Origin of the sequence: Thermotoga caldifontis AZM44c09 (genome assembly GCF_000828655.1) — a bacterium.
GTDB classification, from domain to species: Bacteria; Thermotogota; Thermotogae; order Thermotogales; family DSM-5069; genus Pseudothermotoga_A; species Pseudothermotoga_A caldifontis.
This window is the reverse complement of sequence record NZ_AP014509.1, coordinates 819,879-833,683: the sequence shown is the minus strand read 5'-3', so window position 1 is coordinate 833,683 and position 13,805 is coordinate 819,879. Positions and strand designations below refer to the sequence as shown.

Sequence of the window (13,805 nt, the reverse complement as noted above, 5' to 3'; positions counted from 1 at the left end):
GGATGGCAGAATACGTCGTCAAGGTCAGCGCAAGAGACGCCCTGAAACCAGGCATGCCCCTCGTGATAGAGTTTGAAACCAAGAAAGGTGAGATCCTGAAAATGAAAAGCTCGATACACGATACGTACTTTGATAGAGGGGTTCTCAAGATCGCGATGCCCAGTTATCAAGGCAGGTTCGTTCCCCTGCCGAGACAGGAGTTCATAAGGATCACGGCCATCGCGGACAAAGTCGTGTACGCCTTCAGCAGCCGCGTCCTCGACTATGGAAGAGACAGTGAATCGAATTTGTTGGTTATGTACGTCACGTTGCCAGAACAGGTCGATCGCGTGCAGAGAAGGAGGTACGTCCGCATCCCGCTGGTCCTCAGTGGAAGTTTTTTGATTGAGGAAGAGGGAAACAGATACTCTTTCCTCACCAGAGATTTCAGCGCCGGTGGGATGCTGATGTGCACGTCGAAACTCTTGAAGGTCGGACAGATCATCCACGTGGATCTCGATCTGGGAGATATAAAACTCGCAAGCCAAAAGGCGCAGATCGTTCGATACGCGGGATTCAACGAAAATACAGGTCTTCACGAGTACGGGGTACAGTTCTTGGATGTCCCGCCAGCACTCGAAAGGGCTTTAGTATCGTACGTGTTCCAGCAGGAGATCAAATTGCGCAAGACGAGAGAGGAGGTGTAGAATGGTACTCTCAGAGAGAGAACTCGACTTGCTCAAAGAAATCGGCAACATCGGAACAGGCAACGCGGCCACGGCGCTGTCGCAGCTGACGAACAAGAAGGTGGAAATCACGGTTCCGAAGGCTGAGGTCATCCCGATATCGAGAATAACCTTCATCTTCCCGGAACCTGAAGACCTCGTGGTTGGCGTTAGGATGTCGGTCCGTGGAGACGTCGTCTTCGATGTCGTGCTCGTGCTCAATAGATTGGCTGCGAAGAGGATCCTTCAGGACCTTTTAGGTTCTCCGTGTGAAGACATCACACAACTTGATGAACTGTCCAGATCTGCCCTGAAAGAGATCGGGAACATAATGTGTGGTTCCTACATAACGGCGTTGGCGGAGTTCACAGGACTGTACTTAGACCCGTTACCCCCCGACCTTTCAGTCGACATGCTCGCGGCGATCATATCCGAAGCTGTGCTCCCCACCGCTTCGTACGAAGACAGTGCAATATACGTTGAAACCGAGCTGAGCATTGAAGGCATGCAGAGCATAAGTTCTTACATGTTGCTGATCCCCGGGGAGAACAGTCTGGAAACGATCTTCAAGAAGGTGGGACTCAGATGAGCAAGAAGGTTGTGATAGGAATAGGCGAACTGGCAGTTGAACGGAATCCAGCCGTGATCATCACGCTCGGACTCGGTTCGTGCGTGGGCGTGTGCATGAGAGATCCTGTTGCCAAGGTTGGTGGAATGGCGCACGTGATGCTTCCCGACAGTGGGGGGAAGAACGTTCAGATGCCAGGCAAATACGCGGACACAGCCGTTGCAACGCTCATCGAGGAACTCGTCTCACTCGGAGCTTCGAAATCGAGGCTTGAGGCCAAGATAGCCGGTGGGGCTTCGATGTTCGAAAGCTCCGGGATGAACGTGGGTGCCAGGAACGTGGAGGCAGTGAAGTACTGGTTGAAGTACCATCAGATACCGCTCAGGGCGGAAGATGTCGGGGGAAACAGGGCCAGGAGCATAGAGTACAACATAGAGACCGGAAAGCTGCTGGTGAGGAAAGTGGGGGGCGGAGAAACGATACAGGTCTTGGAGATATGAGTGAGGGCGGTGCGGTATGTACGAGGTAGATGAAGAACAAATCATAAAAGAATTGCTGCCGACGGTGAAAAGAATCGCGAGCGATCTCGTACAACATCTACCGAAAAACGTCGAAGTGGAAGACCTGATTCAGGAAGGTGTGCTCGCGCTCATCTCAGCCATTCGCAGGTACGATCCGAGAAGGGGTGTCAATCTGAGGACCTTCCTCATCAAGAGGATCAAGGGTGCGATGTACGATTATTTGAGAAACATAGATTGGATGCCAAGGAGTTTGAGAAGGAACATAAAAGAAGTCGAGAAAGCGATCTACGAGCTCGAATCGAAGCTTGGAAGGCATCCAACGGTTGAGGAGATCAGTCTCTACACAAACTTGAGTAACGAGGAAGTGATCCGTGCCAAGAACGAGATGGTAAGAAAACAGTTCCTGAGGCTGGATGAGTACCTGTACGACACGTACGATTCTTACAGTCCAGACGTCGCAGCCGATTCGGAGCCGTTGCAGGATGCTTACAAACAGATATTGCTCGAGCAGGTGACAGAGGCTATCAAACAGTTACCGCAACGTGAGCAACTCGTCCTATCGCTGCGATTCGAACAAGAACTTTCCCTCAAGGAGATAGGTCTTATTCTTGGAGTGAGTGAGTCCAGAGTTTCTCAAATACTCTCCAGCGCTTTGATCAAGATAAAAAAGTACGTGCTGGGGGAAGACGATGGTAAACCCGATTGATTTACAAACGATGATCGTGAGGGGCATCGATGTTTCAACCAGCGTCTCTCAGCAAGCGAACGTTCAGACGGCGCTGGCCCAGCTGGTCAATGCGCAGATGATCCAAAGATCTGTACAGCATTCGCGTACCGTTACCCCGCGTGAAGGTGTGGAACAAAAGAACGTTGGTTCCTCCACGGAGGAAAGAAGCTCTTCCGCTTTCTACAGACCTTCTTCCCGCCGCGGCACGCCAGCACGAGAAGAAGTTCGTGAAGAGAGCAAAGGGACCATACTGGACGTGAGACTGTGAAGGTAGGTTACATAAGCGCGAAAAAGATAGACGAAAAGTACGTTGGCGCGGTACTGGTAGTGGATGAGCTCGGGATTCCCCAAGAGTTCAAATACACAGAACCAGTCTCACCAACTCCCCTTCAAAAGATTCTGTACGGCAAATCTCTTGAACTTTACCTGACGGTCGAGATCATCGCGAAGAGCCTTCTGAAAAGTGTGGAACAGAAGCCAGAAGTCTTTCTGACAGATAACATCTCGCTCGTGGAAGCTTCCGATCAGGTCTACTACGTTTCGTCCTACGGCACATCGAAACTGGAGCAGAGCCAGAACTCGGAACCCAACGAATGCGTGATACCTCTGCAGAATGAGACTCTGAAGTTCGTATCCAAATCGAACTTCACGCAGGATAAGATCGAAAAGCTGAAAAAGATCGTGGAAGAATTCGACGTGATGGAACCATTCCAGAGGCTGTCGAAGGCCCTCGAGTTCGTATGTCGTTCCTGAGGCAAATTCTCGAAACTTTGAAGCTCGAACTGGGCTTCATAAAGATCCATACTTCCACGCTTTCTCTGACATATACAGATATCGTTGTGAAAGGAGAAACAGCGATACAACCAAGGATTTCGAGTGAGAAGCTGGAATGCCAGCTGAAGGATGTTCCTCTGCACACGTCTGTGAAGGTTTTGGCCCATTCGATCGAAGCATCGTGGGTGAAGGTGAAGGACCAAACGCTCGGAAAGATCGATCCTCTCATGGAAGATGTTCGGTTCGAAAAGGTCCCCAACGCGATACACTCGTGCCAGTTGAAGTTGGGTGCGAAAGTGGAGAAGATCCAGCCCAGATTCCAGCTCCAGATCGGCGAAACTTCTTTCAGAGTCAATGTTCGTAGCAGAAACGTTCCTCTGCTCAGAACGATCCGTTTCAAGCCCGAGAGCATGAACGAAGAGCAGAAGAGGCGCGTTCTACAGATCATCAGAGCGTTCCTCTCTCAGAGGAAAGCTGGTTCCTTCAAGTTCATCGGCTTCTACAGGAATGTTCCTGTCGATTCTGCCAAGCGCATGATCGTGCTTGATAGAGAACTCACGATCGAACTGAAGGAAGATGTGAAAGGTTCGAAGAAAGACCTGATCGTGCTGCTCGTTGATGATTCCTACGTTTTTCTGTCAATCTCTTAGAAAAACCTTTTTGAGCAGTGTGAGACATTTTTCTGGAGGAACGTTGTAATACAGATAGACTTTTTCCTTCTCGTTGTAGACGAACCTTCCAGGCAACTTCAACGAATCGGAATCGGAGAAGATCTTCAAGGTCGTTTCATCGAAGACGATTTTCCTGACGTTCTTCTGGATCGCCATCAGTCTGATTTTGAAAAGATCGATCAGCTGTTCCACCTGCTCGGGAAGTTTTCCAAAACGGTCCCTCAATTCGAGTTTCAATTCGTCTATCTCTTTCACGGACCTGCAGGAAGCGAGCCTGCGGTAAGTCCTGAGCCTTTCTATCTCGTCCTCAATGAAATCGTCAGGTATGTAGAAAGAACCCGGCACACCTTCGATCTCAACGTCCACGTGTTCCTCGGTTTCTGGATGCATCGTATGTTTCAACTCTTCGTTGAGTATCTGCAAATACATGTTCAACCCGATCGCGTTCACGTTCCCATGCTGTTCCAGGCCGAAGATGGTTCCTATACCTCTTATCTCCATATCCTTCAGTGCTATCTTCAAGCCGCTTCCAGGACCTGAAAACTCTTTTATGACCTGGAGTCTCTTCAAAGCGGAAGGACTGAGATTGGAATCGAAGAGGAAATACGCGAACGCTCTCTTGTCACTCCTTCCAACCCTTCCTCTCAGCTGGTAGAGCTGGGCCAAACCGTAGCGATGCGCGTCGTCCACGATGATCGTGTTCGCCGATGGCACGTCTATTCCGTTCTGCATTATCGACGTGCACACGATCACGTCGGCCGTATGCTCGTAGAAACTCCTCACAGCCTCCGTCAGCCTTTTCATGGGCATCTGACCGTGCGCCATGACGACGCGCGCTTCAGGTACGAGTTCACAAACTTTTCTGTAGACCTCTTGCAAATCCTCCACACGGTTGTGTACGTATATCACCTGACCTCCCCTGTTTATCTCCCTCAGTATCGCACCTCTGACGAGCCTATCGTCGTAGTGTGCCACATAAGTTACAACTGGAAGTCTTCCAAAAGGCGGCGTGGTCAGAACGCTCATGTCCTTCATCCCGTTCAGTGCCATGTGCAGGGTTCTGGGTATCGGCGTGGCACTCATCGACAAAACGTTCACGTTGAGTCTGATCTTCTTGAACTTCTCCTTCTGTTCCACACCGAAGTTCTGCTCTTCATCGATGATCACCAAGCCGAGATCAGAAAACTTCACGCTGTTCGACAGCAAGGCGCTGGTACCTATAACGACATCGATCTTTCCGTTCCTCAGGTCCTCGATTATTCTGGCTCGCTCCGATTTCGAAATCGATCTGTCCAGAAGCGCAACCGATACACCGAACGGTTCCATTCTTTGTCTGAAAACTCTGTAATGCTGTCTGGCAAGCACCGTTGTGGGTACAAGGATCGCGACCTGTTTTCCACTCACAACGCACCTGAACGCAGCCCTGAGGGCCACCTCCGTTTTCCCATAACCGGCATCACCGCACAGCAGCCTATCCATGGGTTGATCGCTGGCGAGATCCTCGAGGACTTCCTCAATGGCTACGGATTGATCGTGAGTTTCAACGTATGGGAACGTCTCGGCAAATTTCTGTTCCATCTCCGCATCTCCGGGAAGACTCAAACCTCTGACCTGCTGCCTCTTCATGTATATGTCCACCAGCTCGAATATCTTCTTCCTCAGATCTTCTTTGACCTTGTCAAGCCTTCTTTTCCAGGTTCCGGCGTGGATACGGTCGATCTTTACGTTCGGATCGCCTATGTACTTGTGAATCTTATCGAGCCTTTCTGCAGGCACATAGATGGTCGCATCTTCGTATTTGATCACGATGTATTCTTTCGTGCCGAGTGCGTTCGTAACAGGTTTCACGGCCTCGAAGATACCTATCCCGTATTTCTCGTGTACCACAAGATCTCCCACGCTGAGCTCGTCTTCGTCGATTACCGGAACCTGCTGTATGCTGCTCTTTCTCTCGACGAACTCGAGGCTCTGAAGGTCCAGTTCCACCTCCTTCGCTTGACGAAGTTTCTGCTGTATCTCAACAAGGCTCAACCCCGAGTAATTTCTGTACTCTTCGTACTGCTCGTCTGAGAGAAACTCCCTGATCTGCTTTTCCAATTTCACGAATTCTTCAAAGCATCTATCGACATCCAGGATGAGTACATCAAAAGCAGCGTAATCGAATATCGTGGCTCGTTCACTCACTCTGGCGACGATCGTGTCAAAGTCGTGTTCTTCACAGACGTACTCACGTGCGGGTAAGAGAACGAACTCATCCAATTTCACGGTCGACGTCTGACTGACCACGTCGAAGAGGCGGATGTCTTCGATCCTGTTCCCGAAGAGTTCTACCCTCACCGGTTTTTCGTAAAGTGGTGCGAACACATCGACGATATCACCCCTAACAGAGAACTCTCCACCCGAACGAACCAAGTAGGCTCTCTCGTACCCAAGATCTATCAAGTGATGTGCATCGACGAACTCATCGTCACGTTTGAACTTCCTTGAAAAGTTCCTCAAAAGGTCTGGAGGCATCGTGAAACGAGTCGCAGAATACAAACTCGCCACGATCAGTTCGCATTCCGCGTTCAGGAGCGACCAGAGCGTTTCGATACGACCTTTTCGAACGAGAAAAGAAACCGGTACGTCCTCGAACGGGAAAACGTCGGGGCCAGGGAAATATCGGGCATTCAGAACGGATGCGAGGTGCGATGCTTCCTTTTCACTGGGAACTATCAACAGGGTGGGCCTTTCAGGATGTTTTTTCAGAAGTTCACCAAGTTCACTCATACTCGAAATCCACCACTTGGAAGGTCCTCAAGCGATTGTTTTTCGCTTTGATCCAGACAACGCTGACAGGAACGGCAAAATCCCTTTTTATGAATCCCTCAAACACATCCTCCAAGGATTTTGGATCGTTGTACAAACCTGGATTCACCAGCACCTTGAGTCTCACGGGTCTCTCGAGTATGTGGATCTCTTCGATGACATCGACGCTCTTCAGTCTCGATAAAAGTTCGGACTTCTCATCGTCGTTCAGGTGAGGTTTCACGTTGACCAAGGCAACGTTTCTCGAGAGCGGTCCGATGATCTTCACGTTGGCGAGTGTAACGTTCCTGGCTCTCTCTCGAACGAACTGGATGAGAATGTCGTTCGCTTCTGCAACAGCCCTTCCGTGATAAGCGGGGTTGATCAACATCTTCATCAGATGCTTCAGTTTACAACCTTCGCGAACGGAGGACTCTCCAACTTTCACAGGTTCGATGTGAAAAAAATCTATCAGCTGCCTGATCTGATCTTTTGTCAGGTCTTTCAGCGGTGAATAGAAACTCTCGTACAGCTTCAAGCCTAACTTACCCCAGCTGTCGGATTGGTTCGATCCGGTCACCACGATCCTGTCGGGAAAGCTTTTTCGAACCGTGAGCAGCTTCGCAGACCTTGTACACGCGTTGCAATTCGGACCGTGCTTCCATATCTGTCTCTGTTTCTCAACACCGTTCAAATAAACGTGTGAAAGACCGAGTCGCGCCGCAGACTCGACGACTTTTTCTCTGATCACACCGTAGGTGAACGGACCCCAGTCCACCGTGGCGAGGACCACACGTTCGGGTCCAAGCGCGACCTTGCAGAGGAAAGCTGCAAGGCTACTGTCTTCACCACCTGAGAAGGCAACGACAACGTCTCTATCGACGGTGAGCCTTATGTCGTGTATCAGACGATCGGCAGTCTCTCGAAGCTGACTTTCAGATGCGAATCGCATATTTCAACAACCGCAAAACTGCCATTCTCACCGAAACTTCCAGGATTGATGAATCTCACATTCTCGAGAAGAGAATCGTCGGGAAAGTGCGTATGACCGTAGAAGATCACGTGAGGTTTTTCCTCGAACAGTTTCAAAATTCTCTCCCTCAATTGATAGGGTGGGCCCCAGCCGTGGCACAGGCCTATGTTGAATCCAGCCAGGTGCACCGTGAGAAGCTGTGGCAAGGTATCCTTCACGTCCACATCGTCCATGTTTCCGTGCACTCCATAGAAACTGCGAGCGGCTGATTTCAGCTCGAGCACCGTGTTGAGATCGACGTAGTCTCCAAGACCAATCACGGCATCTACTTGCCTCGCAAGCTCGATCAAATCGTTTGGCAAGGACTTCAGATAAGTCGGAACGTGCGTATCGCTGACCAGCAGCAATTTCATCTTCCACCCAGCCTCTCATAAACGATCGAGGCTGCTCCGAGTATACCCGCATCCTTCCCAAGCTGGCTCAGCGCGATTCGATAACTGCCAAACATCGTTGGAAGCACGTAATTCTTCACACGTTCTTCGATGGGTGCCAGCAAGAACTCCCCGGCGTTCGCCATACCTCCGCCGAGCACGACGAGCTGTGGGTTGAAAATGTTTATCAAACTTCCGATTGCTGCTGAGAGAGCATCGACAACGATGTTGAAGATCTCAAGCGCGAACTGATCACCCATCCTCGCGTGGTCAAACACATCCTTCGGGGTGACCAGATCCGGTGTTTTATCTCGAAACAGGGAAGAATCCCTGTGCCTTTCATAACCTTCTCTCACAAAATTTCTTATGGCCGTCGCTGACGCCAGTGCTTCAAGACATCCACGGGCACCACAACCACACTTTGGTCCGTTGGGCATCACGTTCATGTGACCGAGCTCTGCTCCGATGCCTGTGCTCCCCCTGAGCAGAACCCCGTGTGTTATCACACCACCACCTATACCGGTGCCCAACGTGAGGCACACCACGTGTTCCAGTCCTTTCGCAACTCCGAAAGTCCTTTCACCGAGAGCGTACGCGTTGGCGTCGTTCTCAACAAAGACTTTCAGAGAAGTCAACTCCTCGATCCTCCTGGCGAGCGGAAAATCTATCCAGCCAGGAAAGTTGGGTGAAAATCTGACCGTACCTGTGTGATGGTCGATGCTACCAGGAGACCCAATACCCACAGCAAGAACAGAACCAGCCTTGCCCAAACTCAGAATCGAGTCCGATATCCTTCTGACAACCGCATCTGGCCCTTCATGCACCCTGGTCTCTCCTTCAACCCTCGCCAGAATCTTTCCGTTCTCGTCAACGAGACCAACTGCATAGTTGGTTCCGCCCAGATCAACACCTATGACGTTCAATGCTACAACCTCCCATCTTTCAGTATTTCACTTTCTGCTGATCTATGAGTGCGAGGAAGTCTTCGTTACTTTCCGTTTCTTGCAACTTCTTCAATATCAGCGTTAGACCTTCTTCTTCGGTCATGTTAGAAAGCATCCTTCTGAGTATCCAGACCTTCTTGAGCGTGCTCTCATCCAGGAGGAGTTCCTCTTTCCTGGTCCCAGAAAGCTGGAGATTTATCGCGGGGAAGATACGTTTGTTGGCGAGCTGCCTCGATAAGACAAGTTCCATGTTACCAGTACCTTTGAACTCCTCGAATATGACCTCATCCATCTTGGATCCTGTCTCTATCAACGCGGTGGCTATTATCGTCAAACTACCCCCTTCGCGCGTGTTCCTTGCGGCTCCGAAGAAATGCTTCGGCTTGTACAGGGCAGCGGGATCAACGCCACCGCTCAGAAGCTTGCCGCTGGGAGGAACCTGTATGTTGTAAACGCGTGCCAACCTGGTCAAACTGTCCAGCAGGATAACAACATCGTGACCGTACTCCACAAGCCTTTTCGCCATTTCGAGTGTCAGTTCGGCGACCTTGATTTGCTTGTCCGGGGCCATATCGAAAGGCGCGGCAATCACCTTGGCGTTCACAGACTCTTTGATGTCTGTCACTTCTTCCGGCCTTTCATCGATCAACAGGACTATCCTTATCGTGTCTGGATGGTTCACCGCAATACCGTTGGCGATCTCTTTCAGTAACGTTGTCTTTCCGGCCTTGGGAGGTGCGACGATGAGACCTCTCTGCCCTTTCCCCATGGGCGCGAAAAGATCTATGAGACGAGTTGAAAGTATATCGCGACTCGTCTCGAGAATGAAGCGCTTTCTCGGATAGTCCGGGGTAAGGTTCTCGAAGTTGACTCTCTCGTTGCTGAGCTCAGGCGACTTGTAATTGACGGCCTCGATCTTGATCATCGCGAAATAACGCTCGCCTTCTTTCGGAGGCCTTATCACACCGGATATGATGTCGCCGGTGTTCAGGTTGAATTTCTTTATCTGCGACTGAGAGATGTAGATATCGTTGGCACTCGGGAGCAGGTTGTCACTGCTCCTCAAAAAACCGTACCCTTCGGGTAAGATCTCGAGCACGCCTTCCCCGAAGATCAAGCCGTGCGATTTCGCCTGCGCCTCAAGGATGGCGAATATGATGTCTCTCTTTCTCATGCTCGTGTAGCGAGGAATGTCGTACTGTTTTGCGAGTTCATACAACTGTTTGATCGTCATCTGCTCCAGATCGTTAATTTTCACGGTGATTGGTTCGTTCTTTTCCTGTTCGTTATTCATCGACCGAAACACCTCCAGATACGCGTAGGTGGATCAATACTTCTTCGAGAAGACGTGGCAATACTGATCACGGAAGGCGAATTGGCGGTAGCTCACTCACTGAGAATATTTTATCAAAACTTTGAGCCCCGTGGCAAGAGAGGGAAGCCTCCCCCAGGCAGGGAGAGGCCTCAATCTTTACTCTTCTCAACAATTTGAAGGAGGACCATTTCGGCCCCATCGCCTCTCCTTTGGCCGATCCTTACGATCCTGCAGAATCCACTATTTCTGTCAACCAGATCTTTGGCGATCTCATCGACCAACTTGTTGGTCAGTCTTCTATCACACAAATACCAGTTGATCTGTCTCCTCAAGGCGACGCTTTCAGCCTTATCGTTACTTTTCGCTGCTTTGACAGCCTTGGTCATCAATTTGTCGAAAAAGCGTTTGACAACTTTGGCCTTCGATACCGTGGTCACGATGCTTCTATGCTCAACAAGCTCCCTGAGCTGGTTCTTTATCAAAGCGCGACTGTGGCTTCCGTACGAACCAATCTTGGTTTTAACCATTCTGTGTCTCACAGGCTCATCCTCCCTTCCTGAGCGTCAAACCGAACTTCTCGTACAGTTTCTGTTTAACCTCTTCGAGAGATTTCGGCCCAAAATTCTTGATTTTGAGAAGATCCTCTTCCGTTCGCTTCAAAAGATCGCCTATGGTCTCAATCTTGTCTCTTCTGAGACAGTTCAACGATCTTATGGAGAGTTCGAGCTCGTCTATCTTCTTCGAGTAGATAGATTCTTCCTCAGCGTGTGGAACCTGTTCTGCCGGCGTTTCATCCTGCGATGTCACCGTCACGAACTCCGCCGACAGAGGAGCCATCGTCGCTGGCAGGCTTTCATCGATGACCCTGAAATGATTCATGAGTGTATCGATGGCCCGTTTCAGTGCTTCATGCGGGAAGATCGATTTTTTCGTCCACACTTCCAGCACGAGCTTGTCGTAATCTGTGCGCTTGGCAACCCTGGCGCTTTCAACCCTGAAGTTCACCTTGAGTACAGGTGAGAACACGCCGTCAATGGGTATTGAACCGATCTCCGGGTGTTCTTCTATCTCTTGAGCTGGCACGAAACCTTTTCCAGCCTGAATGTAAAGTTCGAACATCAAATCTGCTTCTTCGTCGAGTGTGGCTATTTTCAAGGTGGGGTTCACCACCTCGATACCTGCAGGTGTCTTTATATCGCCCGCCAGCAACAATCCAGGCCCTCTCTTCTCGACAATAACTTTGATCCTTTCTTTGACCGGTATCTCTGCTCTTAACTGAACTTTCTTCAAGTTCAGAATGATCTCCAGGATATCTTCCTTGACACCAGGAAGCGTATCGAACTCGTGATATCTCTCGGGCTTTATGAATCTCAAACCCACGATGGCGACGGAAGGTATGGAGGACAGGAGCACCCTCCTCAACGCATTGCCGATCGTGATGCCGTAACCTTTCTCAAGCGGCGAAAAAACATATCTTGCGTAATAACAGTCCGCTTCCGATCGTTCTTCTTCCACTTTCAATCTTTTCGGTATCATGAACTCCATTCACATCACCTCGAGTAAAGCTCTACGATCGCTTGGACATCCACAGGCAGATCGGTGAGTTCTTCGAGCTTCGGTGCCCTTTCGAAAACGCCACGGTACGCTTCGAAATCTACCTGTATCCACGGTACTATCGTTCTACCCTTGGCGAGCTCAACGGATCTCTTTATGACATCGAGGGATTTACTCGATTCCTTGACTTCGATAACGTCTCCTGGCTTGAGCAGGTAAGACGGTATGTTCACCTTTTTACCGTTCACGAGGAAATGCCCGTGACTGACGAGTTGTCTTGCCTGTCTCCTGTTTATGGCGAAACCCATTCTGAAGACAACGTTGTCCAGTCTCGATTCTACCAGTCTAACTAAGTTCTCTCGAGTGTCGCCAGGCATCCTGAGGGCTCGATCGAAATATCTTCTGAACTGTCGTTCCAGGATCCCATAGATTCTCTTCATCACTTGCTTCGATCTGAGCTGGAACGCGTACTGCGACATCTTACCCCTGTTCCTGCCATGCTCGCCGGGGGCGTAAGGCCTGCGATCGAACGCGCACTTTTCCGTGAAGCACCTTTCACCTTTCAGGTACAGCTTCATACCCTCTCGTCTGCAGAGACGGCAAACAGGTCCAGTGTATCTGGCCATCCAATTTCCCTCCTCTTACACTCTCCTCTTCTTCTTCGGCCTGCAACCGTTGAAGGGGATCGGGGTGACATCCTTTATGGTGTCTACTTCCAAACCGGCAGCCTGTAACGTCCTTATCGCCGCTTCACGACCCGGTCCGGGTCCTTTCACAAGTACATCGACCCTTTTGATGCCCATCCTCAGGGCTTCTTTCGCCACTTTGTCCGCTGCAAGCTGTGCGGCGTATGGAGTACCTTTCCTGGTTCCATCGAAACCGACCGTTCCACCGCTTGCCCAGGTGAGTACTGCACCATCCTGATCGGTCAGCGTGACGATCGTGTTGTTGAACGTAGATTTTATATGAACGATCGCACGATCGATGAGAACCTTTCTCTTTTTCTTGCTCTCTGATCTTCTCGCCACGGTGTATCCCTCCTAAGACGTCAGATGGTTTGTTCTTTCTTCTTTTTAGTTTTGATCCTGCTCGGTCTCGGGCCTTTCCTCGTTCTTGCGTTGTGACGTGTGCTCTGCCCGCGAACTGGTAAGCCGAGTTTGTGTCGCACTCCCCTGTAGCAACCTATGTCTATAAGTCGCTTGATATTTCTGTTCACCTCGGCTCTCAGTTCTCCTTCGACTTTGAAGTGGTCTTGGATGTACTTCGTTATCTTGTTGACCTCTTCATCGGTGAGGTCCTTCACACGCTTGTTCATGTCGATTCCTGTATTTTTGAGTATTTCCAGCGCTCGTGTCTTGCCAATGCCATATATGTACGTCAGAGCAACGAAGCATTTCTTGTTCGCGGGCAACTCAACTCCCATGATGCGCGCCATTCGTTTCCCTCCTCAACCCTGTTTCTGGTTGTGTTTCGGGTTCGCTTTGCAGATCACCAACACTCTTCCCTTTCTCCTCACGATTTGACAGTACTCACATCTTTTCTTAACGGAAGATCTGACTTTCACGGCTGATCAACTCCTTTCTTCCTCTTCTTCATCTACATCAGATTTTTTATCGAGTTTCTTTCTGTAAACTATCCTGCCCTTGGTCAAATCGTATATGGAGAGCTCCACAACAACCCTGTCTCCGGGCAGGAGTTTGATGAAGTTTTTTCTCATTCTCCCGGAGATCTGGGCCAGAACTTTGTGACCGTTGTCCAGTTCAACGAGGAAAGTCGCGTTCCTGCGAGCCTCAACGATGGTACCCTCCATTTTGATGACATCTTCCTTAGGCATCG

19 protein-coding genes are annotated in these 13,805 nt (G+C 50.1%); 7 read left to right on the top strand and 12 right to left on the bottom strand.

Going from position 1 to position 13,805, the window contains the following annotated elements:
• The first annotated feature begins 2 nt into the window (after positions 1-2).
• The 7 genes from TSP01S_RS04175 to TSP01S_RS04145 are packed head-to-tail and all read left to right on the top strand — an operon-like array spanning position 3 to position 3,944.
• Positions 3-686 (top strand): flagellar brake protein, encoded by a 684-nt coding sequence (locus TSP01S_RS04175; RefSeq protein ID WP_041076736.1) that lies wholly within the window; start codon positions 3-5, stop codon positions 684-686.
• 1 nt (position 687) lies between these two features.
• Entirely contained in the window at positions 688-1,293 is a 606-nt protein-coding gene (cheC, locus tag TSP01S_RS04170; RefSeq protein WP_041076734.1) for a CheY-P phosphatase CheC, read from the top strand.
• The gene (cheD, locus tag TSP01S_RS04165; RefSeq protein ID WP_041076731.1) at positions 1,290-1,772 is read left to right on the top strand and encodes a chemoreceptor glutamine deamidase/glutamate methylesterase CheD; all 483 of its coding nucleotides are present in this window, start codon (positions 1,290-1,292) and stop codon (positions 1,770-1,772) included. Before cheC ends, cheD begins: the two co-directional genes overlap by 4 nt.
• A 16-nt stretch (positions 1,773-1,788) precedes the next feature.
• Positions 1,789-2,499 carry a FliA/WhiG family RNA polymerase sigma factor gene (locus tag TSP01S_RS04160; protein ID WP_041076729.1) on the top strand — a complete coding sequence of 237 codons (711 nt, stop codon included), beginning with the start codon at positions 1,789-1,791 and terminating at the stop codon, positions 2,497-2,499.
• Positions 2,483-2,788 (top strand): hypothetical protein, encoded by a 306-nt coding sequence (locus TSP01S_RS04155; protein WP_041076727.1) that lies wholly within the window; start codon positions 2,483-2,485, stop codon positions 2,786-2,788. Before TSP01S_RS04160 ends, TSP01S_RS04155 begins: the two co-directional genes overlap by 17 nt.
• Positions 2,785-3,273: a hypothetical protein gene (locus TSP01S_RS04150; RefSeq protein ID WP_041076725.1), complete on the top strand. Its 489-nt coding sequence runs from the start codon at positions 2,785-2,787 to the stop codon at positions 3,271-3,273. The genes TSP01S_RS04155 and TSP01S_RS04150 overlap by 4 nt, the downstream gene beginning before the upstream one ends.
• A complete protein-coding gene (locus TSP01S_RS04145; RefSeq protein WP_041076723.1) occupies positions 3,261-3,944 on the top strand; it encodes a hypothetical protein in 684 nt (227 codons plus the stop codon). Before TSP01S_RS04150 ends, TSP01S_RS04145 begins: the two co-directional genes overlap by 13 nt.
• On the opposite strand, the gene TSP01S_RS04140 is transcribed toward TSP01S_RS04145, so the two are convergent.
• From TSP01S_RS04140 to infA, 12 genes are all read right to left on the bottom strand, one after another.
• A complete protein-coding gene (locus tag TSP01S_RS04140; RefSeq protein WP_052463493.1) occupies positions 3,933-6,734 on the bottom strand; it encodes a helicase-related protein in 2,802 nt (933 codons plus the stop codon). The two genes, TSP01S_RS04145 and TSP01S_RS04140, sit on opposite strands and share 12 nt — an antisense overlap.
• Complete coding sequence (locus TSP01S_RS04135) at positions 6,727-7,704, bottom strand: adenine nucleotide alpha-hydrolase family protein (RefSeq protein WP_052463492.1); 978 nt, start codon at positions 7,702-7,704, stop codon at positions 6,727-6,729. Before TSP01S_RS04135 ends, TSP01S_RS04140 begins: the two co-directional genes overlap by 8 nt.
• The gene (locus TSP01S_RS04130; protein ID WP_041076721.1) at positions 7,656-8,138 is read right to left on the bottom strand and encodes a metallophosphoesterase family protein; all 483 of its coding nucleotides are present in this window, start codon (positions 8,136-8,138) and stop codon (positions 7,656-7,658) included. The genes TSP01S_RS04135 and TSP01S_RS04130 overlap by 49 nt, the downstream gene beginning before the upstream one ends.
• Complete coding sequence (locus TSP01S_RS04125; protein ID WP_041076719.1) at positions 8,135-9,079, bottom strand: ROK family glucokinase; 945 nt, start codon at positions 9,077-9,079, stop codon at positions 8,135-8,137. The genes TSP01S_RS04130 and TSP01S_RS04125 overlap by 4 nt, the downstream gene beginning before the upstream one ends.
• A gap of 19 nt (positions 9,080-9,098) precedes the next feature.
• Entirely contained in the window at positions 9,099-10,394 is a 1,296-nt protein-coding gene (rho, locus tag TSP01S_RS04120) for a transcription termination factor Rho (protein WP_041076717.1), read from the bottom strand.
• 170 nt (positions 10,395-10,564) lie between these two features.
• Entirely contained in the window at positions 10,565-10,954 is a 390-nt protein-coding gene (rplQ, locus tag TSP01S_RS04115) for a 50S ribosomal protein L17 (RefSeq protein ID WP_041076715.1), read from the bottom strand.
• Between the two features lie 4 nt (positions 10,955-10,958).
• Positions 10,959-11,960, bottom strand: a complete 1,002-nt coding sequence (locus tag TSP01S_RS04110; RefSeq protein WP_041076713.1) for a DNA-directed RNA polymerase subunit alpha — start codon at positions 11,958-11,960, stop codon at positions 10,959-10,961.
• Positions 11,961-11,965: 5 nt separating this feature from the next.
• Positions 11,966-12,595: a 30S ribosomal protein S4 gene (rpsD, locus tag TSP01S_RS04105; RefSeq protein WP_041076712.1), complete on the bottom strand. Its 630-nt coding sequence runs from the start codon at positions 12,593-12,595 to the stop codon at positions 11,966-11,968.
• A 15-nt stretch (positions 12,596-12,610) separates the two neighbouring features.
• Complete coding sequence (gene rpsK / locus TSP01S_RS04100) at positions 12,611-12,997, bottom strand: 30S ribosomal protein S11 (protein WP_041076710.1); 387 nt, start codon at positions 12,995-12,997, stop codon at positions 12,611-12,613.
• 20 nt (positions 12,998-13,017) lie between these two features.
• Entirely contained in the window at positions 13,018-13,404 is a 387-nt protein-coding gene (gene rpsM, locus TSP01S_RS04095) for a 30S ribosomal protein S13 (RefSeq protein ID WP_041076708.1), read from the bottom strand.
• Between the two features lie 12 nt (positions 13,405-13,416).
• Positions 13,417-13,533: a 50S ribosomal protein L36 gene (gene rpmJ, locus TSP01S_RS04090; protein ID WP_041076706.1), complete on the bottom strand. Its 117-nt coding sequence runs from the start codon at positions 13,531-13,533 to the stop codon at positions 13,417-13,419.
• A 6-nt stretch (positions 13,534-13,539) separates the two neighbouring features.
• Positions 13,540-13,803, bottom strand: coding sequence for a translation initiation factor IF-1 (gene infA, locus TSP01S_RS04085; RefSeq protein WP_041076704.1), 264 nt, complete (start codon positions 13,801-13,803; stop codon positions 13,540-13,542).
• Between the last annotated feature and the right edge of the window lie 2 nt (positions 13,804-13,805).